This is a genomic window from Cupriavidus sp. YAF13 (assembly GCF_052113425.1).
Classification (GTDB): domain Bacteria; phylum Pseudomonadota; class Gammaproteobacteria; order Burkholderiales; family Burkholderiaceae; genus Cupriavidus.
Genome location: NZ_JBFRDD010000031.1, coordinates 71,840 through 97,325 on the forward strand (window position 1 = coordinate 71,840; position 25,486 = coordinate 97,325).

Annotated in this window: 21 protein-coding genes; 9 read left to right on the plus strand and 12 right to left on the minus strand. The window is 61.3% G+C overall.

The genetic code is table 11. From position 1 onward, the window contains the following. Positions 1-20: 20 nt before the first annotated feature. Complete coding sequence (locus AB4061_RS23770; protein ID WP_441638056.1) at positions 21-1,916, minus strand: AIPR family protein; 1,896 nt, start codon at positions 1,914-1,916, stop codon at positions 21-23. A gap of 1,279 nt (positions 1,917-3,195) precedes the next feature. On the opposite strand from AB4061_RS23770, the gene AB4061_RS23775 reads away from it, so the two are divergent. Continuing rightward, the gene (locus AB4061_RS23775) at positions 3,196-3,972 is read left to right on the plus strand and encodes a hypothetical protein (protein ID WP_441638058.1); all 777 of its coding nucleotides are present in this window, start codon (positions 3,196-3,198) and stop codon (positions 3,970-3,972) included. A gap of 1,151 nt (positions 3,973-5,123) precedes the next feature. Here AB4061_RS23775 and AB4061_RS23780 read toward each other — a convergent pair. Next, positions 5,124-5,447: a glycine zipper family protein gene (locus AB4061_RS23780; RefSeq protein ID WP_441638060.1), complete on the minus strand. Its 324-nt coding sequence runs from the start codon at positions 5,445-5,447 to the stop codon at positions 5,124-5,126. Between the two features lie 245 nt (positions 5,448-5,692). Between AB4061_RS23780 and AB4061_RS23785 the strand changes: the two genes are divergently transcribed. Then, a complete protein-coding gene (locus tag AB4061_RS23785; protein ID WP_441638062.1) occupies positions 5,693-6,328 on the plus strand; it encodes a recombinase family protein in 636 nt (211 codons plus the stop codon). Positions 6,329-6,337: 9 nt separating this feature from the next. Here the strand turns inward: AB4061_RS23785 and AB4061_RS23790 are convergent, their stop codons facing one another. Continuing rightward, positions 6,338-6,640 (minus strand): helix-turn-helix domain-containing protein, encoded by a 303-nt coding sequence (locus AB4061_RS23790; protein ID WP_441638064.1) that lies wholly within the window; start codon positions 6,638-6,640, stop codon positions 6,338-6,340. A gap of 120 nt (positions 6,641-6,760) precedes the next feature. Between AB4061_RS23790 and AB4061_RS23795 the strand changes: the two genes are divergently transcribed. The 3 genes from AB4061_RS23795 (at position 6,761) to AB4061_RS23805 (ending at position 9,371) form a co-directional block, all read left to right on the plus strand. Next, positions 6,761-8,437 (plus strand): lysozyme inhibitor LprI family protein, encoded by a 1,677-nt coding sequence (locus AB4061_RS23795; RefSeq protein ID WP_441638066.1) that lies wholly within the window; start codon positions 6,761-6,763, stop codon positions 8,435-8,437. Positions 8,438-8,475: 38 nt separating this feature from the next. Next, complete coding sequence (locus AB4061_RS23800; RefSeq protein WP_441638068.1) at positions 8,476-8,790, plus strand: hypothetical protein; 315 nt, start codon at positions 8,476-8,478, stop codon at positions 8,788-8,790. 92 nt (positions 8,791-8,882) lie between these two features. After that, on the plus strand, positions 8,883-9,371 hold the full coding sequence (locus AB4061_RS23805) for a YbjN domain-containing protein (protein WP_441638070.1): 489 nt from the start codon (positions 8,883-8,885) through the stop codon (positions 9,369-9,371). A gap of 25 nt (positions 9,372-9,396) precedes the next feature. On the opposite strand, the gene AB4061_RS23810 is transcribed toward AB4061_RS23805, so the two are convergent. Continuing rightward, positions 9,397-10,416, minus strand: a complete 1,020-nt coding sequence (locus AB4061_RS23810; RefSeq protein WP_441638072.1) for a DNA translocase FtsK — start codon at positions 10,414-10,416, stop codon at positions 9,397-9,399. 278 nt (positions 10,417-10,694) lie between these two features. Between AB4061_RS23810 and AB4061_RS23815 the strand changes: the two genes are divergently transcribed. Next, complete coding sequence (locus AB4061_RS23815; RefSeq protein WP_441638074.1) at positions 10,695-11,465, plus strand: hypothetical protein; 771 nt, start codon at positions 10,695-10,697, stop codon at positions 11,463-11,465. 120 nt (positions 11,466-11,585) lie between these two features. On the opposite strand, the gene AB4061_RS23820 is transcribed toward AB4061_RS23815, so the two are convergent. Further along, positions 11,586-12,569, minus strand: coding sequence for a tyrosine-type recombinase/integrase (locus AB4061_RS23820; protein WP_441638076.1), 984 nt, complete (start codon positions 12,567-12,569; stop codon positions 11,586-11,588). A 138-nt stretch (positions 12,570-12,707) separates the two neighbouring features. Next, positions 12,708-13,187 (minus strand): cyclic pyranopterin monophosphate synthase MoaC, encoded by a 480-nt coding sequence (gene moaC, locus AB4061_RS23825; RefSeq protein ID WP_441638078.1) that lies wholly within the window; start codon positions 13,185-13,187, stop codon positions 12,708-12,710. 190 nt (positions 13,188-13,377) lie between these two features. Here moaC and AB4061_RS23830 point away from each other — a divergent pair, with 190 nt between their 5' ends. Continuing rightward, positions 13,378-15,090 carry a M48 family metalloprotease gene (locus tag AB4061_RS23830; RefSeq protein WP_441638080.1) on the plus strand — a complete coding sequence of 571 codons (1,713 nt, stop codon included), beginning with the start codon at positions 13,378-13,380 and terminating at the stop codon, positions 15,088-15,090. A 9-nt stretch (positions 15,091-15,099) separates the two neighbouring features. On the opposite strand, the gene AB4061_RS23835 is transcribed toward AB4061_RS23830, so the two are convergent. The 6 genes from AB4061_RS23835 to AB4061_RS23860 form a co-directional block, all read right to left on the minus strand. Next, on the minus strand, positions 15,100-15,693 hold the full coding sequence (locus AB4061_RS23835; protein ID WP_441638082.1) for a DUF2946 family protein: 594 nt from the start codon (positions 15,691-15,693) through the stop codon (positions 15,100-15,102). A gap of 154 nt (positions 15,694-15,847) precedes the next feature. After that, on the minus strand, positions 15,848-16,915 hold the full coding sequence (locus AB4061_RS23840; RefSeq protein ID WP_441638084.1) for a YheT family hydrolase: 1,068 nt from the start codon (positions 16,913-16,915) through the stop codon (positions 15,848-15,850). Between the two features lie 70 nt (positions 16,916-16,985). Next, entirely contained in the window at positions 16,986-17,426 is a 441-nt protein-coding gene (locus AB4061_RS23845; protein WP_441638086.1) for a YybH family protein, read from the minus strand. A gap of 57 nt (positions 17,427-17,483) precedes the next feature. Further along, positions 17,484-18,506 (minus strand): lipopolysaccharide heptosyltransferase II, encoded by a 1,023-nt coding sequence (waaF, locus tag AB4061_RS23850; protein WP_183034520.1) that lies wholly within the window; start codon positions 18,504-18,506, stop codon positions 17,484-17,486. Between the two features lie 121 nt (positions 18,507-18,627). Further along, positions 18,628-18,822 carry a zinc-finger domain-containing protein gene (locus tag AB4061_RS23855; RefSeq protein WP_006158072.1) on the minus strand — a complete coding sequence of 65 codons (195 nt, stop codon included), beginning with the start codon at positions 18,820-18,822 and terminating at the stop codon, positions 18,628-18,630. A gap of 101 nt (positions 18,823-18,923) precedes the next feature. Next, positions 18,924-19,844, minus strand: a complete 921-nt coding sequence (locus AB4061_RS23860; RefSeq protein WP_441638089.1) for a branched-chain amino acid transaminase — start codon at positions 19,842-19,844, stop codon at positions 18,924-18,926. Between the two features lie 186 nt (positions 19,845-20,030). On the opposite strand from AB4061_RS23860, the gene AB4061_RS23865 reads away from it, so the two are divergent. Together AB4061_RS23865 and AB4061_RS23870 are read left to right on the plus strand one after the other, a co-directional pair. After that, entirely contained in the window at positions 20,031-23,870 is a 3,840-nt protein-coding gene (locus AB4061_RS23865; protein WP_441638091.1) for an SNF2-related protein, read from the plus strand. A 196-nt stretch (positions 23,871-24,066) separates the two neighbouring features. Further along, positions 24,067-25,116 (plus strand): Bug family tripartite tricarboxylate transporter substrate binding protein, encoded by a 1,050-nt coding sequence (locus AB4061_RS23870; RefSeq protein ID WP_441638093.1) that lies wholly within the window; start codon positions 24,067-24,069, stop codon positions 25,114-25,116. The last annotated feature ends 370 nt before the right edge of the window (positions 25,117-25,486 follow it).

Below are 25,486 nucleotides of genomic sequence, written 5' to 3' on the forward strand. Positions count from 1 at the left end.
ACGCTCGACCAGTCAAAATACTACGTCGAGATTATATCTTTTATCATGTCACGGTACTTTGGCTGCCCGCCGATTCCACCCTTCATTGCGATCTTATATTGCGACACTAGGTTAAGCAATAGAGGGGTGGATTGATTGCTCTTGCCAAGCTGATCCCACTTTAAGAAACTATTCAGGTCACTACCTTTTTCCGAGAATGCCGGTTCCTTAAAAATGGAATACTCATGTCCAAGCGTCAGGTAATCGTCGGCTATTGATACAGCGAAGTCCAGAAGCGCATTCAGAGGGGCATCATCGCTATGCGTAAACAATTTCGTGAACGCAGATGTAATATTCTTGTTGCTGATGGGAACATCAGCGGCAATCAAACAGTCTTTCAGAAGTTCTGTAGCCAGCATGTAGAACAGTTGTCTGGTCTGCCCGCGCTGTTGGATTTCGGCTCCCCTACCAAATTTAAAACGACTCCCTGACTTGTGAAGGCGATAGGCCGCGTATAAGTCATCCAGCCCAAAGTTTTCTTGATTTACGATGCGGTGAAATAGACTGCCACCGGGTGCGAAAGGCGGGTTTTTACCGTATGAAATTCCTGCTTCACCAAGCCAAGCCGCGCCGTAGACTTTCAACAAATCAAAGGCGTTAACAAATTCCGAAAAAGACTTGGCATCGGGATTTTGCTTCTGGTATGCCTTCTGCGAATCCCATCCTCCACGCTGTATTTCGAGGAAAATATTGTATTTGGTCGCCATGTTTTTCGACCATTGTTGAAAATTACTTTCAAGGGCGAGAAAATCCTTTTCGCTTACAGCATTCTGGCTATTAGTATATCGGGTTGTTTCCGTCAGCAACTCTTCGCCTTTAGCGCCGACCTTTACGATCTTGACTACGACGATACCTTTACTGAGATTTTTCTTCCAGCTTTCCAGTTCCTCGTTCAATCCAGTTCCGCCCGCTTCCAGCTTTTTATAAAGTACTTCCCATATGGTTCGCGTAGTCTGGCATCCGTTAACGACGAAGGGTTCTGTTAGCTCGTATTCGATATTGTTGGGGAGCTTCTGAAACTCTTCAACGACAATCGTTATTCCATTATTATAAAGCCCGAAGCGTTCCGGCTTTTTAAGTATGGTTTCTTCGATTCCCTTGTTGACTTTTCTTCGATTTCCAAGAAATTTTCTTACGTTCTTCTCGTACAAAAGGTCAAGGTCGCCGCTGACGGATTTGTATGATTTTAAGAATTCGAACAGTTGGACAAGGCCAACGGACCCGACAAGCATCTCTTCCCCAGATGGGACCAGATGCGCAGTTATTCGCGCTTGTGTTTTCTTGATTTGACTCAATTCTTCAAGCGTTCTATGGTAGATTGTTTCGAGACTGATAGCTTCCGTTTCGAAGATCACCCCAAGCCTATTCTTCCCCATCGCCCTGATGTCTTCGACTGCCTGTTTCTCATTTTCGGACAGCGGGCGCTGTGTCGCGAACACCAATACAAGCTTGTCTTGGTCGGACGCCTGTTTACGAAAAGTTTGCAGTCTATCGACCAATCCGGCTGAAAATGAAGATAGATTGGTCCGCTTGCCGTCTAGTGTATCGATAAGCTTTTGTGCTTCAGTTAGCAGAGTGGTCGTTCCTGCGAAGGCAGAACCGTACTTGCTTTGTACCAGATACCAAACGTCGCCACACTCGGTCGTCTCGTCTGATTCGTCACTCCTTTGTAAGTAGGCAATATCGATTCCGCCGTCGCCTGTGCCATCACAATAGCTAATGTCATCGGGTGAACCGTTATCTTCCGCGATTTCAAGCCATTGGGTCACTAGTTTTCGCGAAAAACGGTTGCCGAGTTCGATGGTATTTGGGGCACCGGCCTGTATGTCAACAAGCCATTCTTTTTCGAAGGAATCGAAGGTCAATTCGTGACTCATTTGGTTGTTCTCTATTTGTGGTGTATTGGCTGCGTGGGATAAGTTCGTATTCGGTGTGCGCGATCATGCAGTGTAACGTGGGGACCACTGTACCGCTCAGTGCCGGTCAGCACCATTGGCGACCGTTGCGGGCGGCGCTTCAATGACCGCAACACTGTTCCGGTGCAATGGTATGCAACCGCGACCATTGATACTCCTTCGACCGCTGCATTGGTGGAAGCAGTCGGACCGCCGCTACCATTGCATCGCGGGGCTGTTGGGTTCCCGGTGCTAACTGTTGCACCATTGGATTGCAGACGACAGGGAACAACTCTACCAATGGTAGGCAGACTGATAGCGCACCGTTGCAGTGTCCAGTCATACCACCAATGGCCGACTGACCATTGATGATCGGTCTGCCAATGGTACGAATTGGTAGTGTCGGGCAATGGTGATGACTGTGGTGACCATTGCGACTGTACCGGATCAGTACGATTCAATGGTCCCGGCTGTTGCATTGGTACGGGTGTCGCCACCGGACCATTGGTAACTGATGGATGGTGGTTGCCAGATGGTGCCAATGGTGCGGGACCGTTGCACCCTGCGACTGTCGGCAATGGACTATGCCGGGTCAACAGTCGCGCCAGTCGGCACCAATGGTCCGGTGCAGTGGTACGACGGGTGGTAGCCGACTGAACGACCGGTTGCAACGGCCCGACACCAGTGAAATCAAATGGAAGGTTGGGTCCGACTATGGCCTGATCTTTACCGCCGCCCATCACTGCACGACACCGACTTCCTTCAATCAGGTAAACGTAGTACTACGAATAATTGAAAGCGAAACGAAACAATATTTGAGCGATTGGAAAATCCGCAAGGCGTTGGCGCGATACAACACAAAGCGCACGGTGTCAACTATTTGAGTGGCGAAGATAACTCTTTTTTGCTATACTGGCGGTTCTTCAGTGAGCGAATCGTTCGCCGGATGTTGAGCATCCTTAGAAGACTTCTACTGAGTGACGTTTGGCGACTATGTCGAACGCCCATAACGCGGCAACCAGTTCTGGTTGTGCGTCTATATGAATGTCCCCTAGCAGTTCCCTGACTTAGCCGGTGTCGCGTTTGCGCGAACCTTGGTTGTGCTTTGCCGTCTGCGCGAAGCGATGTCCGGGAACATCCTTGGCAAAACATTCGGCTTCAAGCGGTCTACGGTTTTCCCGTAGCGCATGCGACGCTTTGTCGATGCGTGCGGTAAGACTGACGGCTTGGAATGCTGACGTATAGACGCAGTACCTCCAAAATGAATCTGAAGCATCAGAACCAACAAACAACTCAGCAACAAGCAACGACCCAGCGTTCAGCGCATGCTCCCGCCGCAAAGGGTTCTTACGTATTTTATCGCGCCGACGATCAGTTCGGTTCGGCGGTGACATATTCACGGTTCAGAAACCGGACCACGAAGGTAGCGGAACGCACGATTGAGTCCTTCCAAGAATTGGCGATGCGATGCCGCACACCAGAGATCAGAACGAAGAACGACGGCGCGACATTTTCGCCGTTCACCTTCAGGCATGGTCATTTTCACGAATACCACGCGCAAGAATGCAGCTTTCTCGCATTCAAGTTCGAGAAGGTCCGAGATTGCACGCAAGCCGAAGACATTCTCGCCTGCGTTGGTGGTCTTGCATCCTTCATGTATAGCACCCACAAATACAGCGTGTCGGGACAGCCGAGCGGAAGCTATCAGTTGATCGTTGCACTTCGCACGCCAGTACCCAAACAGTATTTCAAAGTGGTCGCGATGCATTTTGCAACGCGCTTCTGCCGATTGAGTGGAATCATCCACCCGGCCTACGCTTCATGGAATCAGCGAATTCAGTTTCCGTCTTGTCCCGGTTCGCACGAACATGAGTTCGTAGCAAAAGCCCAAGGTGGGCGAGCATACGACTGGCTGCCCGACTTTCTCGAACATCGAACCCCGAAGGATGCAGGTGAAGACAAAAAAACAGACGCGCAGCAAAAACGGCTGGCCAACCGTGAACCGACGAGAAAATCCTCAAAATCTTCGTTTGTATAAATAGTAGGTAGCACAGTAAAACCGAGTGGGAGACAGACCATATCGATGAAAGGGAAGAACAAGTCCCCCGTTAATCCGTCAAGGATACGAAAACACAATCAAATCCGGGATGCCTTCCTCCCGGTGACACTCGAAGACGCGAAAGCACGGTCGAGTCTAAAGCGAACGGTCAAATGACCTATTAGCCACCCGCTTCGGCGGTGAGCAGAAAAACATGGAGACAGTAACCAATCTGTCGGGGGAGCTGACACTACCTTTCGACCCATCCCTTAGGAAGGACCCTGCACGTCTATAGAAAATAGGTTATTTGTCGGGCGGTCCCCCTCGTCACGCATTCGCTACCTTCAAAGCGTAAAGTGGGGAAGACACGATTGTTAATTAATCAGTAACCGACCAGTCATTACAAACCAGTGTTACTCGCGCAGCGAGTGCGCGAAGCGCCGGACTAATTACCAATGATGTTCAATCGGAATCAACGAAGTCCCTGCGGGACCACTTCGTGAACACGGGTTCATCAGCAATCAAACCGCACCGGTCCCGTTAGACGGCGCGAAGCGACGGATACCTGCGAAGCAGCACATGAGGTCTGATTGATATTGTTGCAGGACCTGCTGCCGCGCCTCGCCGGTTAGACTTCATCTAGCACCTGCGGTGCCGCTTCGCGATCACAGGTTGCTGAACTCATTGTTTCAGATGAGAAATCAATCAGCACCAACATTGACTGATCTTCACTAGTTGGACTTCATGTCGCACCTGCGGTGCCGCTTCGCGATCACAAGTCCGTGCAATCATTGGTTCAAATGAAGAGGTCGATCAGCGCGGGACATCGACTGGTCTTCGTCGGTTGGACTTCATGTCGCACCTGCGGTGCCGCTTCGCGACCACGGGTTGCTGCACTCACTGGTTTCAGCCAAACAAGCAGAAAGCCCCACTAGTCATTTCGGCCAGTGGGGCTTTTTGTCTTTTTACCTCACTTGCTCCGTCGTTCCGCTTCGCGTCACGCCATCGCAAGACTGTCGGCGTCCGCTTCGCGAACACCGTCGCCCGCACAGGTCCGGTTCTCACCAGTTCATCCGATAGCGGTGCTTGAAATCGACAGACCCGGATCGATGACCGATGCGCTTGTCGATAAACAACACGTACCTTGATGGTTACAAGCTGAACGTATGGTCGCAGCTTAGGCACTTGTAGTTATCAAGCACATGCGAATCCAACATCTCCCCAGCTTTGGAGCCGACGACCGCGCCGGTTGCAGCGCCACCTAGTGCGCCCAGAATGCCGCCAGCAACGCCGCCAAGCAAAGTTCCGACGACGGGAACAAACGAACCAATGGCGGCACCCACTGCGGCTCCTTCGCCCGCACCTACCCAACCACCAACAGCACCTGCGGTCGCACCCACGGCGGTGCCCGTCTTCTTGGCATAGTTGCGTTTATCAATATTTGAGCTTTTGCAATTAGGACAGACGATGTGCATTTACGTTCTCCATGTTTTCATACTGAAGTTCGGCGCTCCGCGTTGCTTGCCGTGACTTCTTCGCTAGACACATCAGTTATCGTCCGTGGCGTGTTTTTCTTTAGGCATGACAATCGCATGACGATGGTCTCGATGGGTATGCCTCAACCGAACTGGTTCGCAGGTGGTTCGATAAATGGCTTTACAGGACCCATATCGAACTGATATTATCGAACCAATGCAAAAAGAACCGAATGGGGTAGCGCATGTACGTGAGGGCATATCTACGGGCGTCAACAAAAGAACAAGATGCGAATCGTGCGAGGTCCGATCTGATCGCATTCGCGAAGGACCGGGGACTTCGGATCGTTTCCTTCTACGTCGAGAATGAATCAGGAGCTTCGTTGCAGCGACCGGAACTGTTTCGGCTTCTTGCTGATGCACACGAAGGCGATGTTTTGCTGATCGAAGCCGTGGATCGGTTGGCGCGGCTGAATTCTGACGACTGGCAGAAGTTGAAGTCGGAACTTCAATCGCGCCGTGTCCGCGTCGTTGCGCTTGATCTGCCGACATCGTGGATGATGACGACCCAGACCGACGACATGACCGGGCGCATGCTCGATGCGCTTAACGCCATGATGTTGGATGTCCTCGCCGCCATCGCCAGAAAGGACTATGACGACCGGCGTCGCCGACAAGCGCAAGGTATTGCGAAGAAGAAGGAAGCCGGTGGCTATCGTGGTCGCCAGCCGGACGTTCAACGCAACGCCGCCATCATGAACATGCTGCGTCGTGGAGACAGCTGGAATTCCATCGTCGCGGCTACCGGCTGTTCCCGGTCTACCTTGTCGCGGCTTGCACGACAGGTCAAAGACGAATCTGCGGTTGAGGCTGCTTCATAACCGGCTTCGCTACCCCGATACTTCGTCTACGAAGGCGATGACCTTGGCGCGTTGCTTCTTGTTCAGGCGGTGAAACTTCAGAAGCAGATCGGCTTCGTCATCATCGACTGAATGAAGGTATGCGACGGGTACGCCCAATACGGCGGCGATCCGTTCGACAAGTGGCGCGTCAGGTACACGCTTTCCTTGCTCATAGCGATTCATCCGTGCGCTGGCCGACATCGGATCAAGTCCGGCTTCGATGCCGAGACGTTCCTGAGATAGTCCGGTGCGTAGACGCGCTGCTTTGAGCCGTTGGGCGAATGCCGACATGCTTGCCTTCAAGTGGGCGAAGACAAAGATCGTCGGGTTTTGGCTCGTCTCGAATGCTACCGATTTGGTAGTATTCGAGCGCATCTATCCAGAAGAAGCACAACAACGCGGGGAACCTATATGCAGAACACTCAAAATCAGCCGATCTGGAATCCATCGACCGTGACGGGTCTCAGCTTCATCCTTACGCCAGCCTTCGGCGCGTGCCTACAAGCGTCGAACTGGAAGGCACTCGGGCAGCCGGAAAGGGCCGCATCATCGAAGGTCTGGTTTTACATTAGCTTGCTGGTTTTGGCAGGACTCGCTGGATTGTCCGTATATGCGGGCGGAGATGAAACCAGTCGTGGCCTAGTGAATGTGGTCGCCTTGGCTTACTTCGCCGTGTGGTATGCCGTGTCCGGGCGACTGCAAGTCGCGCACGTTAAACAGGTGTACGGGAAGACGTTCAAGAAGCGGTCGCTGTTCAAGCCGGTGTTGATAGCGCTGGCGCTGGTCATCGTCTATGCCGGAATCATCGTTGGTCTGCTTATCGCCACGCATGGGGTGGCTGCTGGCGACGACCAAGCTGTCGGTCAGAAATCGGCGACCGGTTCATCGGGTGGATCGTCGTTCAGTCTCGCAAGTTTGTTCAGCACCGGCCCGAAGCTGGACTGTGCCGCCGACAGCGTCAAGCAGAACATCGCCGAGACGTACACCGACCAGCTTGTGAAGACCGGCATCCCTGATCTGGTGTCCGCAGTGGCCGACAACCGGGTCAAGGTCCACGTGGACGCCATCCGTGAAACGTCCCGGAACAGTGAATCGAAAAACGTGGATTGCGCCGCAAACCTCGCAATCGACTTCTCGAACGACGATCTGGTCCGTGCGACAAAACAGGGCGAGATTTTCACGGCACTGATGCAGTTACGCGGATTCGCGCCACTGTCCAGTCCGACATTCCAAGCAGCAGTCACCTATCAGGTCGCTGTTCCCGCTGATGCAGCCGAGAAGAAGAACGGCTTGATCGTTGCGATGACGACGGACGAAGACGCCGCCGTTGACCGACAGTTGCGAACCTATGCGACCTACTATGAAGTGCTGTCGCTGGTTACGCCCGACATCACGGCTACGTCGGCAAACACGACGCCGTGGGGCAAGGAATTCAAGGATGGCGCGATCCAGTCATGCAGCAAGTCATTGGGTGTTGAACGATGCACGTGCCGGATGAATGCCTTGGCGAAGGTCGTCAGCGACAAGGAGATGGGTCGGATCGGTTTCGCCATGCAGGACAGCCCAATCTTTGCCATTCGGTATGTCAATTTCCAAAAACTGGTCACAGCCCTTGGTCAGCAGTGCCCGACCACGCAAAGCCTTGCTTCGATCCTTGGTGACGATGGTGCGGCATCCGCGAACGCAGCGCCGGTCACGGTGGAGAACGCCGCTACACCTGTGAGCGACACAGCACAGCAGTCGGCCCCGCAAGCGGTGTCGGCGCAGTCTCAGCCTTCGCAACAGGATCAGGGCACGGCGACAATGAAACCGGACCCGGCGCAGTCTTCGCAGCCCGCAATCGTTGCTTCGTTTGATTGTTCGAAGGCGGCTTCGAAGATCGAGACGCTGGTCTGTTCCAGCCAGCAGACTGCGGACGCAGATCGTCGTCTCGCCGCTGCGTACCGTGCGGCAGCGTCGAAATCGACGGATCAAGCGGCCCTGAAACAGCAGCAGCGAGACTGGTTGAAGGAACGGAACGCTTGCACCGATGCAGCGTGTTTGCTCAACGTGACCGACGCACGTATCCAAGCGTTGTCTGCGATGTGACTGATTGTCGATGTGGGTAATTACATAAGGGGAATTCAATGAAGAAATTGATTATTGGTTTGTTGCTGGCTGCTGGCGTGACGGCAGCGAACGCACATGTCATCGGCACGATCAAAGATGGCAGCGAACGCGTTACGCTGACTGACAAGCGTTCGTGTGATAGCTGCGAATATGAAGCCAGCACGACCGTGAGCGGCATGAATGCAAGCTGGAACTACACCGACATCGACGGCATCATCGAAGTTGATGAATCCGATGGCGTACATCCAGCGGATGCGCGTAAGTACAACCTTGGCAAGGACGTGCATCTGACTGCGTTCGGTAAGACGTTCGTTGGACCGGCGAACGACTAAGTCCTTGCGGCTGCCATAGCGGGACGACAGTACGCCGGATGTCGTCCCGGTCGTTCAACCAAGACCGGCAGAATCCACGGAAGGAGAGCCTATTGACGAAGACGTTTACTGAAGCTGACATCACCATCGAAACCCTCGACGCACATCTCCGCGACAGCGGCTTGGTTCCCTACGCGGTGAAGCCAGACGCGATCCGCTTGCGGAGCGAGAACGGCATTGGCTATCGTATCTCGCTCATCACGGACTGGAAGTTCATCCGGTTCCACACCTACTTGCCGCTGGACCGGCAAGCGCCCATCGACCAGAAGCACGCGCTGGCGAAGCGGCTTAACGAACAAATTTTCTTGCCAGTATTCACCGTGGATGCCGACGAAGACCTGACCGTGGTCTACGTCCTACCATACGCACACGGCCTGATCGCCGGGAACTTCGTGTCCATCGTGACGCGGTTCGCGTCATTGCTGGAATTCATCGTCCAGACCTACAACGATGACGGGTTGATCGACTTCGGCGGTTCCGGCGCGGTGCCAGCCGTTGCTGACGCCAGTTCAGGGCCAGCCAGCGGCGGAGTGCTGCACTGACAGCGAACGAATAGCCAAGGTCGCATCATGCGTGGCTGTCGTGCAAGCAGGTACAGTTGGCGGCTTCGCTTGCTGGTTCGAATCCGATGTTGGCCCTGTGAAGACGTGCATAGATGCAGTCGATGCCGATACGCCAACCGTCCGGCATGGTTTCTTTCAAGCCCGATCCGCCGTTTCCAAGGCTGGAATCCAGAAGGCCGCTCTGCACTGCGGTAATCGGGACGACCACAAGACTTAATCTCAACGTTCGCGCAACTTCTTGCACCGACCAACCGGCCTTGAACAGTTCAAGACAGGTTTGCAGAAGGTACTTGCGCGGAACAACATGTTCTTCCCAGCCCGGACCGTCTTTGCCCTTGCCACGTGGTACGAACTCATTCGGAATGAAATGCAGGAAGATTTCCGTGTTCGGTGGCGTGCCTTCCGTCAATATGCGACGGATGTAGCGGGCAAGTCGCACGTAGGATCGTTCGATCTTTTCTTCTCTGTCCGTGATGCGCTGGTATCCCCGGTTCTCTACCAAACATAAGACCGTAAGCTCATCCATGATGTCACCGTGATCGACGGTCCCTTGTCGATCATGCGGCAGCCAATTGGCAAGGGCGCTCGCTGCTGTCAGCAATGACCTGTGTTGCGCGTGATCTAGTGTTGCAAACACAACGTTTCGCTGTTGTCGCGTATTCGCCTTGTTTCCATGCGGCGAGAGAATGCGGATCGCCTTGGTGTTTCCGCCTTGTCCTTCTTCATGGGCTTCCCAGAGAAACAGCGCCGTCTCGAAGACTCGACGAATGTGCTTCTCTCGTTCGGACAAAGCCTGTGTCGTCGCCAGTGGCTTCATATATGCCGGGGTAAGGGTGCGTAAATGATTGAAATGAGGTGCGCTCACTACCCCCCGTTTTTCGAGCGTGTCCATCAACGACAGGGCATCGTTATAGTCCAATCGAAATTTTCGCTGTAGCAGCGCGATGGAAACTGACTGTTCAGCGACAAGGACTGCCGTGGCTGCTGCGACGAGGTCCGGGTAGCCGGTGGATGCTTCATTCATTTGCGTTTTTCTCCGAAGATCGGGTTCGTGCCGAATGCGATGTAAGTCTCCAACCGAAGAAACAGCGTCGGGCGACTGCTAACCTTCCGATTGTTACAAATTAGTGGGGCGACGGCTCCCCATGTGTCAAGCGGACTTCGAACCGATACAATCCGTTACCGTGAGGGTCGTAGGTCCAGCGTCAATCGAACTGACGAGAACGCCCTGACGCAGCGACGGGATTTCCGGGTTGTGTTCCTCTATGGGTAAAGTGAGGGTGTCCGATGCCGATATGTTTCGTGATTCAGCCGTTCACCGACCTCTACAACAAGCGATTCGACGATCTGTACAAACCCGCCGTTGAGGCTGCCGGGATGACGGCCTATCGGGTCGATCAGGATTCGTCGGCGACGGTGTTGGTCGAAGCAATCGAGAAGAACATCAAGCGTGCGGCGGTGTGTCTTGCGGACATCACGGAAGACAATCCGAACGTCTGGTATGAGCTTGGGTTCGCTTACGCAGCCGGACGGCCCGTCGTGATGGCTTGTTCAGATGAACGGCAAAAGGCCGGGAAGCGGTTTCCGTTCGACATCCAGCACCGGGCCGTCGTCACCTACAAAACCGAATCTCCAAGGGACTTTCAGGCATTCAAGGACAATCTGACCGAACGTTTGAAAGCGATGCTTGAACAGGGGGAAGTGCTGGAAGAGATGGCGGAACAGGCGAGTGTCGCCAGCGTTGATGGGCTGTCGTCACAAGAACTCAATGTCTTGGTCGTTGCCGCCAGTAGCGTCGCTCAGGACGATGGCGCTACTTCGCTCTGGAACGTGCGAAACGATTGCGAACGTGCGGGGCTGAACAACTTGGGCTTCAATCTGGGAATGCGGCGATTGAAGGTGAAGGGGTTTATTGAGGCTGTCGAATTGGAGGATGAACGGGGGGATTCCTATCCCGGCGTCCGCGTGACCGAGAAGGCGTGGTTGTGGATAGAGACGAACGAGGATAAGTTCACGTTTCATTCAACCGGTGCCAAAACGTTTGATTCGCTTGATGACCAGATTCCGTTCTGAAAGGGCGCGAAGGATGTTGGTGCGTCCGGTGTCCCGCCGATCACGGCGACCGGGCCAGTAACCATCAAGAGGTCAGGGCAGAACTGGCGACACCCATAGAGTGCCGCCCCTTGAGACCTGTTAGCCTAGCTTTCGTGCCAACTCGGTAGCTGACGGATGGTAGTACCGCTTCAACATCGCCAAGCTGCGGTGGCCCGAGACGGCAGCCAGTTCAATGACGTTCGGCAGTTTCTGCGCCAGTCGTGTAATCGCGGTATGTCGAAGGTCGTGCCAGTGGAGGTCCTTGATGCCCGCACGTTTGCACGCCTTCCTGAACGCCGCGTGCAGCGTGTTGCCCTTTACCGGGATGACCTTGCCGTCGATGGAACGTGGAAGGGCAGCCAAGGTGGCAACAGCTTTCTTGGACAATGGGACCGTCCGTGCTGTCCCGTTCTTGGTCATCGGTAGATAAGCAGTCTGGACTTCAAGATTGACATTCGACCAGCGCAGTTCGACGAGTTCGCCACGCCGCATACCTGTTTCCAAGCTCAGGATAGTTGCGGGAAGCAGCCACACGTTTATGCGACCAGTCGGGACAAGTTCTGCAAGAAGCCGTACTTCCTCGTCGGCGGACAGCACCCGATCTCGACCTTGGGGTGACGGCGGTTTGCGGATCAACGCGACGGGGTTCGTCATGTTGATGTCCCATTCTCGACGTGCATGGTTGATGATTGCCGATAGGTAGGCCAGTTCCCGAATCACGGTGGCGGGCTTCACTTGTTTCAGCCGTTCATCCCGATAAGCCGCGACTGCCTTTGGGGTCAACGCGGCCATGCTGAGTTTTGCCAGTCTGGAGCGGCATGTCGCCCGAAGTCGCGATATTTCCTCCGCCGCACTTCTCAGTGTCGGCAATACGTCAGCAATGTAGCGTTCAATGATGTCTTCAAGCGTGTTTGCTTCGGCTTCACTGCGACTGACGAAACTTCCCCGATCCATGTCGGTTTCGACGGATCGCGCCCACTGTTCAGCATCTTGGCGGGTGTCAAAGGTCTTAACTTCGACGGGAAATCCTCGACGGCGGATTCGTGCTTGCCATCTGTCTTTTCTACGCTGAATTGCGGCCATTTCTGTCCTCAGTGGAGCAGAATTGGAGCAAGATCGAATTAAGCGTCCTTCCGTAAGCCAGTGAGGCCGTCAGCGACAGTCGGAGGTCGGCGGGCAATGCCAAAAGCGTCGAGATAAAAGGTCATTGAAAACAATGCCTTAACCCTCCGCCACCCAATCCCCCGATTTCCCGCCGTGCTTCTCCAGCACTTTCACATCGGTGATCGTCATTCCGCGATCCACCGCCTTGCACATGTCGTAGATGGTCAGCAGCGCCACCTGCACGCCGGTCAGCGCTTCCATTTCCACGCCAGTCTGGCCGTGGGTCTCGGTGCGCACGGTGCAGCGGATGGTGGCGCTGGCCTCGTCCATCGTGTAGTCCACCGCCACCTTGGTGAGCGAGATCGGGTGGCATAGCGGGATCAGGTCAGCGGTGCGCTTGGTGGCCATGATGGCGGCCACGCGCGCAATGCCTAGCACGTCGCCCTTCTTGGCCGTGCCGTCGCGCACCAGCGCAAAGGTGGCGGGGAGCATGGTGATGGTGCCGGTGGCGACGGCCACGCGGTGGCTGTGCGCCTTGGCGCCGACGTCGACCATATGGGCTTGTCCGGCGGAATCGAAATGGGTGAGCTGGCTCATGGCGTGGACCTGGCGGATGCGGGGGAATGAATGCCTGACGGATGCGCTTGCCGCGCGTGCCGGGGCAGGGCGTGGCAAGACCGGGCGACGCCCGATGGGAATGGCTTCCGGAGGCCGCTATCATAGCAACATGCGCAAGAACCAAACGCTCGCCGGAGCGCTCTCCTCGCCCGCCCGACAGGCGTGCCTCATGCCTTCCAGGATTCCCGTGGGCCTTGCCCGCCGCTCGCTGGCGGCACTGGTGGCGCTGACGATCGCGCTGCCCGCCTGGCCCCAGCAGCGCCTGCTGCAGAACGATCCCACGCGTACCGCAGCGGCCGCCGCCGCAGCGGGGAGCGATAGCCGCGACGGCAGCGACCAGGTCTACGACAACCTGAACCGCAGCGTGAAGGCTGGGCAGAAGTCCGATTTTGGCCTGCGCAGCAACAACACCGTGGTGGAGACCTCCGGCGTGCAGTTGCCCGACCTGGGTGATCCGTCCACCGCGTCGCTCACGCCCGACATGGAGCGGCGCCTGGGCGACCGCATCATGCGCGACATCCGGCGCGACCCGGACTACGTGTCCGATCCGCTGCTGGCCGATTACCTGAACGCGCTTGGCTATCGCCTGGTGCAGGCGGCGCGCCGTCAGAACATCTCGGGCTCCACCGGCGCCGGTACCTTTGCCACGGGGTTCGAGCTGTTCGCGGTGCGCGACCGCAGCATCAATGCCTTTGCGCTGCCCGGCGGGTATATCGGCGTGCACACCGGCCTGCTGGTGCAGTCCGACACCGAGTCCGAGCTGGCCTCGGTGCTGGGCCACGAAATCGGCCACGTGATGCAGCGGCATATCGCGCGCGGCATCACCACGCAGGACCAGTCGATGTGGATCGCGCTGGCCTCGATGGTGCTGGCCGGGCTGGCCGCCACCAAGAGCGGCGACGCGGCCGCGGCGCTGGCCATGGGCGGACAGGCGGCGGCGGTGTCCAACCAGCTGTCTTTCTCGCGCGGCGCCGAGCGCGAGGCCGACCGGGTCGGCTTCCAGATCATGACGGCTGCCGGGTTTGACCCGCAGGGCATGCCTGACTTCTTCAAGCGGCTGCAGCGCGTGGTGGGAATTTCGGAAAGCTCGGTGCCGTCGTACGTGCGCACCCACCCGCTTACCTCCGAGCGGATCGCCGACATGCAGGACCGCGTGAGCCATGTGGCGGTGCGCCGCGTGGCAAGCACGCCCGAGTACGAGTTCGCGCGGATGCGCGCCCGCATCCTGCAGGAAATCTCGCCCAGCGATCTGCAGAACGCGCGCGCAGCGCTGCAAACACAACTGGCGTCAGCCTCGCCGGCGCGCCTGCCTGCGCTCCACTACGGCATCGCGTTCGCCGAGCAGCGGCTGGGCCGCAACGCCGCGGCCGAGCAGTCGCTGGCCGAAGCCCGCCGCTTGTACGGCACGATCCCGGGCGCGACCTCGGGCAGCCCCATGCTGGATGTGATGGCGATCGAGCTGGCGCGCGCCCAGGGCCGGCAGCAGGACGCGCTGAACCAGGTGGTGGCGTCGATGAGAGCGTTCCCGTTGTCGCACGCGGTGGCGCTGAGCTATGCCGCGACCTTGCTTGGCGCAGGCCGCACGGACCAGGCGGTGACCTTCCTGCGCGAGCGCACGCGCGAGGAAATCGCCCGCTCCGAGTGGTGGGACATGCTGGCGCGGGCCTATGCCGCGCAGGGCCGGCGCGTGCAGCAGCACCAGGCGCTGGCGGAGAAATACGCCGTGGATGGCGCCTACCAGGCCGCCATCGAGCAGTTGCAGATCGCACGCAAGGCGGGCGACGGCGATTTCTACACGCTGTCGGAAGTCGATGCGCGGCTGCACCAGCTGGAGCGCCAGTACCGCGAGGAAAAGCAGGACAACAAGGGCATGCCTAACTGACGCCCATGCTCATGCCGCCTGTTCTCCCGCAGGCGGCTGGGGCTGGCGCACAAAGGCGTAGCGCGCCGGCACTTCGTCCTCGGCGATCGGCTCGATCTGCACGTCGGCGCCGTTGAAATGAAACACGCCGAGATTGCCGCCACAGGCCTCGCCGTGCCAGGTGCAGGCGCTGCTAAAGCCATCCAGGTCGTGGTCGTGCAGCAGCGCGGCTTGCGGGCCGCCGCCGCTTTCCCCTTCCACCGTGCCCACCAGCACCACGTTGCCGTGCTCGTCCGCATGGCAGCCGTGCAGCGTGAAGGCGCGCCGCGAGGTGGTGTGCAGCTTGCCCTGGTGCAGCCGCACGATCCAAGGCGCATAGGCCAGCGACACGAACACGCGCTGCGGGCCGTTCTGGAAATACCAGCCACCGCGTTCGTCGCGCTGGTAGTTGCGCTCGATAAAGGCGATCAGCGCCTCGTGGCGGATCGGGTCGCCGGACAGGCCATGCTGCTGGGCGTACTCGTTGCGCATGCGCCATTGCCCGCGCCGGTCCAGCGCCAGCCACCCGTAGCAGTTGGGGACGTTGGGCCAGCGGGCCATGGCTTGCTTGACGGTCTCATCCATCTTCGGTGCCTCCTTGCGGGACCGCCCGTGTCCGGGCATCCCGCTCGCATTCGTTCTGGTGACGCTGGGCTGCGGGTGCGGCCCGTAATCAACGCCACTGCGCAACGCCACTGCGCAACGCCACTGCGCAACGCCACTGCGCTACGCCACGGCGCTAAGCCACGGCGTCGAAAAACCGCAGGATGCGCGCTGGCAGCCACTCGATATGCCCCGCAAAGGGCAGCACCGGCAGCGCGCGCAGCCAATCTTCGCGCGGTGTCATGAAACCGACGTGACCGCCGTGCTCGGGCTGCTCCAGCCAGACCTGCGGGCTGACATCAGCGGGGCCCGGCAGGTGGCGCGCCGGCAGGAAGGGATCGTTGCGCGCGTTGAGCACCAGCGTGGGCACCTTGATCTCGCCGAGCACCGGCTTGCTGGACGCGCGCGCCCAGTAGTCATCGGTATCGCGAAAGCCATGCAGCGGCGCTGTCACGATATTGTCGAAGGCGTACAGGTCACGGCTGGCGAGCATGGTCTCGCGGTCGAACAGCCGGGGATATTGGCTCAGCTTGGCCAGCGACTTGCGTTTCAGGGTTTGCAGGAACATGCGCGTGTACAGCATGTTGAAGCCTTGCGACAGCGCCGCGCCGCCGCCGGCCAGGTCCAGCGGCGCCGAGACCGATGCCGCCGCGCTGATATGGCCCGCGGCGCTGCCTTGTTCGCCCAGCAAGCGCAGCAGGGCATTGCCGCCGAGCGAAATGCCTACCACCAGCAGCTTGCGCCCGTGGCCGCAATACTGCCGGTGCAGCCGCGCCAGGATCCAGTGGAGCTCCTCGGCATCGCCCGAGTGATAGAAGCGCGGCGCCAGGTTCAGCTCGCCCGAGCAGCCACGAAAGTGCGGGATCACGCCCTGCCAGCCGCGCGCCGCCAGCGCATGCATCATGGCCTGCGCGTAATGGCTGCCGGAGTCGCCTTCCAGGCCATGGAACATCACCAGCAGCGGGGTATCGGGCGTGACCGGGTGCGTGGTCCAGTCCAGGTCGACGAAGTCGTCGTCCGGGGCGGTCCAGCGCTCGCGCTTGAAAGCCACGCGCGGCGGGCGCTGCGTGAAGCGCGCCGGAATGATGGTCTGCGCGTGGCCGCCGGCGAGCCACCAGGGCATGCGGCGGCCGCCGCCGAACGAGTCGGTGGTGCGGAGGTCGTCCGGCGCGGGCCGGTGGTGCGAAGGCGGAAGCTGGCTCATGCCTGCAAGGCGATAGGCGGTCAAGCGACGCGCGTGACGGGCTGGCCGGCCCGCCGCGCCGCGTCCAATCCTAGTGGAGGGCCTGGCCTGGCGCCGTGCTCACGGCCGCGACCTGGGCGGCGTTGGCCGGGCTGCAATGGATGTGCGCCAGGCGCCAGCCCTCGTGGTTCTGCATCAGCACATAGGTGGTGTGCACATAGAGGTCGGCTTCGACGCGGTCGTCGCCAAAGCGCAGGGCTTCGGTCACGTCGAAGATGGCGACGCCCATCGAGGTATGGCTGCTGGTCTCGATCACGTCGATCAGCACCGGCTGTACCTCCAGCAACTGCGCAAAGGCCTGGCGCAGGTGCTCGTGGCCGATCAGGCGCTGGCCGTCCGGCATCACGCAGGTAACCGAGTCCTCATCCAGCCACAGGCGCAGCGCGCCGTCGGCATCGCGTAGCTTCATGGCCTCGCGAAAGGCTTCTACGATGTCTTCGGCGGAATCGAACAGGCGGGCAAAACGAGGCATGGTGGACTGGGCTCAGGGATTCGTTGGCCGGATAAACACGAACGGCGGGTCAGCGCTTCAGGCCCGGTGCAGGAGCTTGCGCAGCTCCACAAACACCATTTCGGGCTCGATGTCCTTCAGGCAGCGCAGGTGGCCAAGCGGGCACTCGCGCTTGAAGCACGGACTGCATTCGAGCTGCAGCCACATGATACTCGCAGCCTGCGACAGCGGGGGTGTATGGCGCGGGTCACTGGAGCCGAACACCGCCACCTGTGGCCGGTTCAGCGCCGCGGTGACGTGCATCAGGCCGGAGTCGTTGCACACGGCGGCTTCCGACATCGCCAGCAGGTCGACGGCATCGTCCAGCGAGGTCTGGCCGCACAGGTTGCGCACGAAGGGCGCGGCCTTGACGATCTCGTCGGCGATCTCGGCGTCCTTGGGCGAGCCCAGTGTGACCATTTGGGCATACGGGAACGAGCGCTTGAGCATCTGCGCCAGCTCGGCGAAATGCGCGGCCGGCCAGCGCTTGGCCGGGCCGAACTCCGCGCCCGGGCAGAACGCGATCAGGCGCGTCTGCGGCGCGATGCCGAAGCGCTCCGCGGTCTTGGCCATGCGCACCGGGTCGGTTCGCAGGCGCGGCTCGGGCAGGTTCTCCGGCAGGCGGGCGCCGGGCTTGAGCGCCAGCCGCGCGTAGTGCTCCACCATGGGCGGGCGCTGGTCGCGGGGCGGATTGCCGTGGCGGATATTGAGCAGGCCGAAGCGGGCTTCGCCGCGATAGCCGACACGCAGCGGGATAGCGGCCAGCCAGGGGATCAGCGCGGACTTGAGCGAATTCGGCAGCACGTAGGCCGCGTCGTAGCCTTCGTTCTTGAGCTGCTGGGCGAACATCAGGCGGGCCGAGAGCTGCAGCTTGCCGTGCGCCAGTTCGCTGGGGAAGACCTGGTGGATCTCGGGCATGCGGGCCAGCACCGGCGCCACCCATTTAGGGGCGAGGGCGTCGATCTGCAGGCGCGGATGGCGCGCTTTCATGAGGGTGAAGAGCGGCTGCGCCATCAGGGCGTCGCCGATCCAGTTGGGGGCGATGACGAGGGCTTTTTTCATGAATGGGGCGCTGCCGGAAGGGTGGGCGTGGCGCAAGCTGCGCGCGCCACGCACGCCGACGCTCCGGCGCGCCGCAGGGCGGGCCGGAGCATCGGGGTGGTGCGGTCAGGCGTGGGCCGTGTCAGTGGTGACCCTTGATCACGGTGCCAGGCTTGAGCTTGTAGACGGTACCGCAGTACGGGCACTTCACTTCGCCGGTGTCGGTCACATCGAGGAAGACGCGCGGATGGTAGTTCCAGGTCGGCGTGTTGCCGGTGGGGCAGTGCAGCGGAAGGTCTTCCGCGCCGATTTCGATCAGGGAGGCGGTTTGCGTCATGGTGTTGCGGGGATGGTTTTAGTCTTTGGTATGGACTGAAGTATGACTGGTTAAACGGTTCGTGATTGCCTGGCGCGCTTTCGGGTCCCGGGGTGGTGGTGTCAAACCACGGTCAGCCAGTGCTTGTATTGTTCATTGGTGCCGCCGACCGCGGCGAAGAAGGCATCCTGCACGCGCTTGGTCACCGGGCCGCGGCGGCCTTCGCCGATCACGCGGTCGTCGAGCTCGCGGATCGGCGTGACTTCGGCCGCGGTGCCGGTGAAGAAGGCCTCGTCCGAGCAGTACACCTCGTCGCGCGTGATGCGCTTCTCGCGCACCTCGATGCCAAGATCGCGGGCGATGGTGAGGATGGCGTCGCGGGTGATGCCGTCCAGGCACGAGGCCAGGTCAGGCGTATAGATCACGCCGTCGCGCACCACGAACACGTTTTCGCCCGAGCCTTCGCTGACGTAGCCTTCGGTATCCAGCAGCAGGGCTTCGTCGTAGCCCATGCTGGTGGCTTCCTGGTTGGCGAGGATCGAGTTGATGTAATAGCCGCTGGCCTTGGCCCGCACCAGCGATACATTGACATGGTGGCGGGTGAAGGAAGATGTCTTGACGCGGATGCCGCGCTCCAGGCCTTGCTCGCCCAGGTAGGCGCCCCACGGCCACGCGGCAATCGCCACGTGGATGGTGTTGCCCCTGGCCGAGACGCCCATTTTTTCCGAGCCGATCCAGACCAGCGGGCGGATGTAGCAGGACGCGAGCTGGTTGGCGTTCACCACCTCGCGTTGCGCGGCCTCCAGCGTGGCCGCGTCGAACGGCATCTGCATCTGGAAGATCTTGGCCGAGTTGAACAGGCGGCGGGTGTGCTCCTTGAGACGGAAGATCGCGGTACCGGCCGGCGTCTTGTAGGCACGTACGCCTTCAAACACCCCCATGCCGTAATGCAGGGTATGGGTCAGCACATGGATCTTGGCGTCGCGCCATTCGATCAGCTTGCCGTCCATCCAGATTTTACCGTCGCGATCCGCCATCGACATGGTTCTCTCCCAGAGCGCCATCAGTCATGCAAAAGCGACATTGTAAACCCCGAGACCCCCTGTGCCAACGCGGGCGCGGGCGCGCCGGGGTCTAAAATCGTCACATTGTGTATGCCGCCACTGCCACCCGTGACCCTGCCGCCGCCGTCTGGACCCTCCGCCTCCCATCGTGAATCGCCAGGCCGCATGCACGCCAGGCGGCTGCGCGAGATGCTGTTCTCTGGAGCCTCGGAGGCGGCCATCGGCGAAATGCTGGCGCCTTGGGGGGACGGAGCCGACCGCGCCGAAATGCTGGTGGAAGCGGCGTTGGCCAGCGGCGACGCCGCGCTGCTGGACCAGGTGGTGCCGCCCTGGCGCTGGCGCATCTTGCTGGCGATCCTGGACTGTCTCTATTTCGACTGGGATCCCCGCTTGCAGCCCTACCTGGATTACGGACTGGCCTGCCACGCCGACGATCCGCAGGCGCTGCCGGTCCCCATTCGCACCGCGCTGGCCGAGGGCCGGTTGTACGCCGGCGAGCGCCCGGCGGCCCTTGCCTTGCTATCCACGATGGGCGACGCGGGCGGCGGCGATGGCGACGCCCTGCGCGCTTTTGCCCGCATGCAGGAAGGCGACTGGCCAGCCGCCCAGGCGGGCTTCGAGGCGGCGCTCAAGCGGCTACGGACCGAAAGCCGCCAGCGAACCGGCTTGTTGCCGCCTTCACTGGCGCCTTGCTATCCGCTGTCCTTGCTGGCCCAGCGCACGCCGGCCCACCTCGAACAAGCCCGCAAGTTCTGCCAGGCGGAAGCGGGCACACGCAGCCCGGCGCCGACCGAGCGCTGGGGGCTGTGGTGCCACGTGCTGGCCGTGCACAAGGGTGACGCGCGGCTGGACGAGGCCGCGTTCGCATTGCGCCCCGAGGTGCCGCCGCTCGCGCAGTTCTGGCGCGTGCTGCTGCGCGCCTGGCTCGGCGACGTGAAGCAAGCCAGCGGGCGGCGCCAGCCGGCGGCCGCCCGCGCCGAGGCCGTTGCGGCCCTGCGTGCGCGCCTGCAAGGCTGCGGCCTGCACTGGTTCGCGCAGCAACTGGACGCCGCGCTGGCGCTGGATGCGGGCGAGCCGGTGCCGCCAGCTTTCTTTGCCGGCCAGCGCCAGGAAAGCTGGCGGCTCGCGCTCGAAGCGTTGCAGGCCCTGGCGGGCGAGACGCGCGCGCCCGACGGCGCCAGCGCCAGCCGCCTGTTGTGGGCGTTGACCATCGACGCCGACGGCGCGGTCGGCACCATCGAGCCGCTGGAGCAGCAGCGCGGCCCGCGCGGCTGGAACAAGCCGCGTCCCGTCCCGCTGGCCCGCCTTGCCGAAGACGACCGGCTGGAGCCGTGGGACGCCCGCGTCGCCCGCGCGGTCCGCCGCGACCAGTCCTATCACCGCCGCTACGTGCTCGATCGCGCCGCCGCCATGCTGGCGCTGGTCGGGCATCCGGGCGTGGTGCTGGCGCAGGCGCCCGAGCAGACGCTGGAAGTGGTGGAGGGCGCCCCCACGCTGGAAGTGGTGCGCCAGGGTGGCCGCTACACCTTGCGGGTCTCACCCCCGGTGCGCGAGGCCCCGGCGATGGACAGCTTCCTGCCTGCCGGCAGCCGCGCGGACGCCGAGGCCTTGCGCCAGATCACCGTGCTGCGCGAAGGCTCGCAGCGCCTGCGCGTGATCCGCCTGACACCCGCGCAGCAGGGCGCGGCGCAACTGATCGCCGACGGGCTGGCGGTGCCGGCCGAGGCCCATGCGCAGCTTGACGCCACGCTGCGCGCGCTGTCCGGTCACTTCCAGGTGCACTCCGACCACGACGGCAGCGCCCGCGAGCTCGAGACCGAGAGCCGGCTGCGCGCCGAGCTGTCGCCGCTGGGCGAAGGCCTTTCGCTGCGCCTGGTGGTGACGCCGCTGGGCCCGCTTGGGCCACGGCTGGCCCCGGGCAGCGGGCGCGAGCGGCTGATGGCGGCGGTCAAAGGGGAGAGCCTGGCCACGGTGCGCGATCTCAAGGCCGAATTGGCAAGCGTGGCCGAAGTGTTCGACGCGCTGCCCTTCCTGGTGCCGCGCTCGCCCGAAAGCGGCGAATATGACTGGACCCTGGCCGATCCGGAGGAGGCGTTGTCGGTGGTCGAGCAGTTGCCCGGGCTGTCCGCCGTGCTGGCGGTGGAATGGCCCCGGGGCAAGGAAATCCGCGTGGTGGGCGCCGATATCCCGCAACTGGCGGTGCATATCGAGACCGAGAGCGAATGGTTCAAGCTGGTCGGCGAGCTGGGCGTGGCCGAGGGGCTGGTGCTGCAGCTCGGCCAGTTGCTGGCCTGGGCCGGCAGCCATGCCGGGCGCTTCATGCCGATGGGGCAGGGCGTGTATGTGGCGCTCACGCGCAGCCTGCGCGCCAGGCTGCGCGACCTGGCCAGCGTGGCGCACAACGTGCCCGACGGTATCAAGGTGCCGCTGATGGCGGCGCCCTGGCTGGACGACGTGCTGGCCGGCGCCGGCATCGACCCCGACCAGCATTTCCGCCAGCGCGTGGCGCGGCTGCGCCGGGCGCGCAACAGCGACGCCGCGCTGCCGGCCAACCTGGCCGCGCAACTGCGGCCCTACCAGGAAGACGGCTACCGCTGGGCCATGTCGCTCGCCGAGGCCGGCTTCGGCGCCTGCCTGGCCGACGACATGGGGCTGGGCAAGACGCTGCAGGCGCTCGCCGTGATGCTGGCGCGCGCCGGCGGCGGCGCCGCGCTGGTAATCGCGCCAACCTCCGTGTGCGGCAACTGGGGCGAAGAGGCAAGGCGCTTCGCGCCGACGCTGCGCGTGCACATCTATGCCGAGGGCGAGCGCACGGCCTTGCTGGAACAAGCCGGCCCGCATGACGTGGTGATTGTTTCGTACACGCTGCTGCTGCAGGCGCGCGACGCCTTCTGCCAGCGCGAGTGGCACACGGTGGTGGCCGATGAAGCGCAGGCGTTCAAGAACGCCGCCACCAAGCGCTCGCAGGCGGTGTTCGAGCTGCGGGCCGATTTCCGCATGGCGCTGTCGGGCACACCGGTCGAAAACCGGCTGGCCGAGCTGTGGTCGATCATGCGCTTTTGCAACCCCGGCCTGCTCGGCTCGCTGGTCCGCTTCAACGAGCACTTCGCCGTGCCGATCGAGCGCAATGGCGTGCGCGAGGCGGCCCAGCGGCTGCGCCGCATGATCGCGCCGTTCGTGCTGCGCCGGACCAAGGCCCAGGTCCTGGACGAACTGCCGCCGCGCACCGAGCTGGTGTTGCGCATCGAGCTGGACCCGATCGAGGCGGCCCACTACGAAGCGCTGCGCCGCCAGGCGCTCGCCGAAGCCGAGGCCGTGGTCAAAGGCCCGCAGGCCCGCAAGACCGCCGCCGGCCAGCCCGCTGCCGAGGCGCGCATCCATGTGCTGGCGCAGCTCATGCGGATGCGGCGCGCCGCCTGCGACGCGCGCCTGGTCACGCCCGAGCTGCAACTGGAACTCGGGCAGGCGGGCGCCAAGGTGCGCGCCTTCGTGCAACTGGCGGGCGAGCTGGCCGCCAACGGGCACAAGACGCTGGTCTTCAGCCAGTTCGTCGACTTCCTGCAACTGCTGCGCCAAGGGCTGGACGAGGCCGGCCTGGCCTGGCAGTACCTTGACGGCGCCACGCCAGCGGCCGAGCGCACGCGGCGCGTGGCGGCGTTCCAGGCCGGCGAGGGCGATGTCTTCCTGATCAGCCTGAAGGCCGGCGGCTTCGGCCTCAACCTGACGGCCGCCGACTACGTGATCATCGCCGACCCCTGGTGGAACCCGGCGGCAGAGGACCAGGCCATGGGCCGCGCCCATCGCATCGGGCAGCAACGCCCGGTGACCGTCTACCGGCTGATCAGCGCGGGCACCATCGAGGAGCGCATCCTCACGCTGCATCACGGCAAGCGCGCGCTGGCCGATGGCATCCTGGAGGCGGGCGAGGACGGCGGTGCCGGCTTTGTCGGCACGGCGGCGGCGCTGCCGGACATCGACGAACTGGTTGGGCTGCTGCGCAGCTAGGGGCGCAAGGGGCGCTTTCGCCTGTGCGGGCGGCGGCAGGACTCCGGTCCATGTCTGCTTATACCAACATGGCATACCTTCAAGCGAACTCCATCGTTGGTAATGCGGCGGATCGTTGGTATCTTGCTGTTTTGGCCCGGGGCGCCAGACCCCGGCCGGCAGCCCCGACCCGCATTCCTTTTTTCGACGGTACCCCATGTTCCGCACTGCTACCCGCCGCATCTCGTCCGCTTTCCATTCGTCCAGTTCGTCTCATTCGTCCCGCGCTTCCCGCCTGGCCGCCAGCCTTGGCCTGCTCGCCGCGCTGGGCACGCTGGCCGCACCGGCCCGCGCGCAGGACCCGGCCTGGCCGACCCAGCCGATCACCATCCTGATGGGCTTTACCGCCGGCTCCGGCGTGGACATGGTGGGACGCACGCTGCAGGAATCGCTGCAGAAGTCGCTCAAGGCCACCATCATCTATGACTACCGCCCCGGCGCAGGTGGCAATGTGGCCTCCGAAGTGGTGGCCCATGCCAAGCCCGACGGCTACACGCTGCTGCTCGGCACCGCCGCCACCCACGGCATCAACCCGGCCCTGTACAAGAGCCTGCCGTTCGACGCCGAAGCCGATTTCACGCCTGTCGCGCCGCTGGTGGAAGTCTCCAACGTGCTGACCGTGAACCCCGCCGTGATCGACGTGAAGTCGGTCAAGGAGTTCATCGAGAAGGTCAAGGCCAACCCCGGCAAGTACAACTACGCGTCGACCGGCAACGGCACCGGCACGCACCTGGCCTTCGCCGAATTCAACGCGCGCGCCGGCCTGGATATGGTCCATGTGCCCTACAAGGGCGGCCCCGATGCGCTGCAAGCCGTGCTCAAGGGCGAGGTCTGCTGCATTTTTAATCAGGTGCAGAGCGTGTTGCCGCAGTATCGCGCCGGCAAGGTGCGGCTGCTTGGCGTGACCACCAAGAGCCATGTGGCGGTGATTCCCGAAGTGCCGACGATAGCCGAGAGCGGGTTGCCCGGCTTCAACAGCACCATCTGGTTTGGCTTCTTCGGCCCCAAGGGGCTGGATCCCAAGATCAGCAAGAAGATCAACGATGCGGTCAAGGTCGCTCTTGAAACGCCGGCGATCCGGCAGAAGTTGATCGAGGCGGGGAATTCGCCGCGGATTGAGACGGTTGAGCAGTTCCGGACTACGGTGAAGGCGGATCGGCAGAAATGGGCGGGGGTGGTTAGGAGTGTTGGGGCGTCTATTGATTGATGTTGTGTTGGGTGGTTGGTCGCTGTTTTTTTGAGCGGCGATGGTTTTTGGACCCAAGGGCCATACGACGTTGCCCTGCGGGGTTGGTCGCTGTTTATTTCATCGGCGATGGTTTTTGGACCCAAGAGCCATACGACATCCCCCTGCGGGGGCTGCCGGTCACTTTTCTTTGACCGGCAAAGAAAACTAACGAAAAGAAAGCCGCCCTGCCGGGAGCAGAGCAATAAGGCTGTTCAGCCTCGGTGGTTGCGTCGTACGGCCCGGAGTGTTGGCTGGCGTGTCCAACCGGCCCGAAGGATATCGCTATGGCATGACCCAATGGTCACGTGGTGGTGCCCCTCATCGCTTTGCTCGGTGAGTGTTCGGGCAT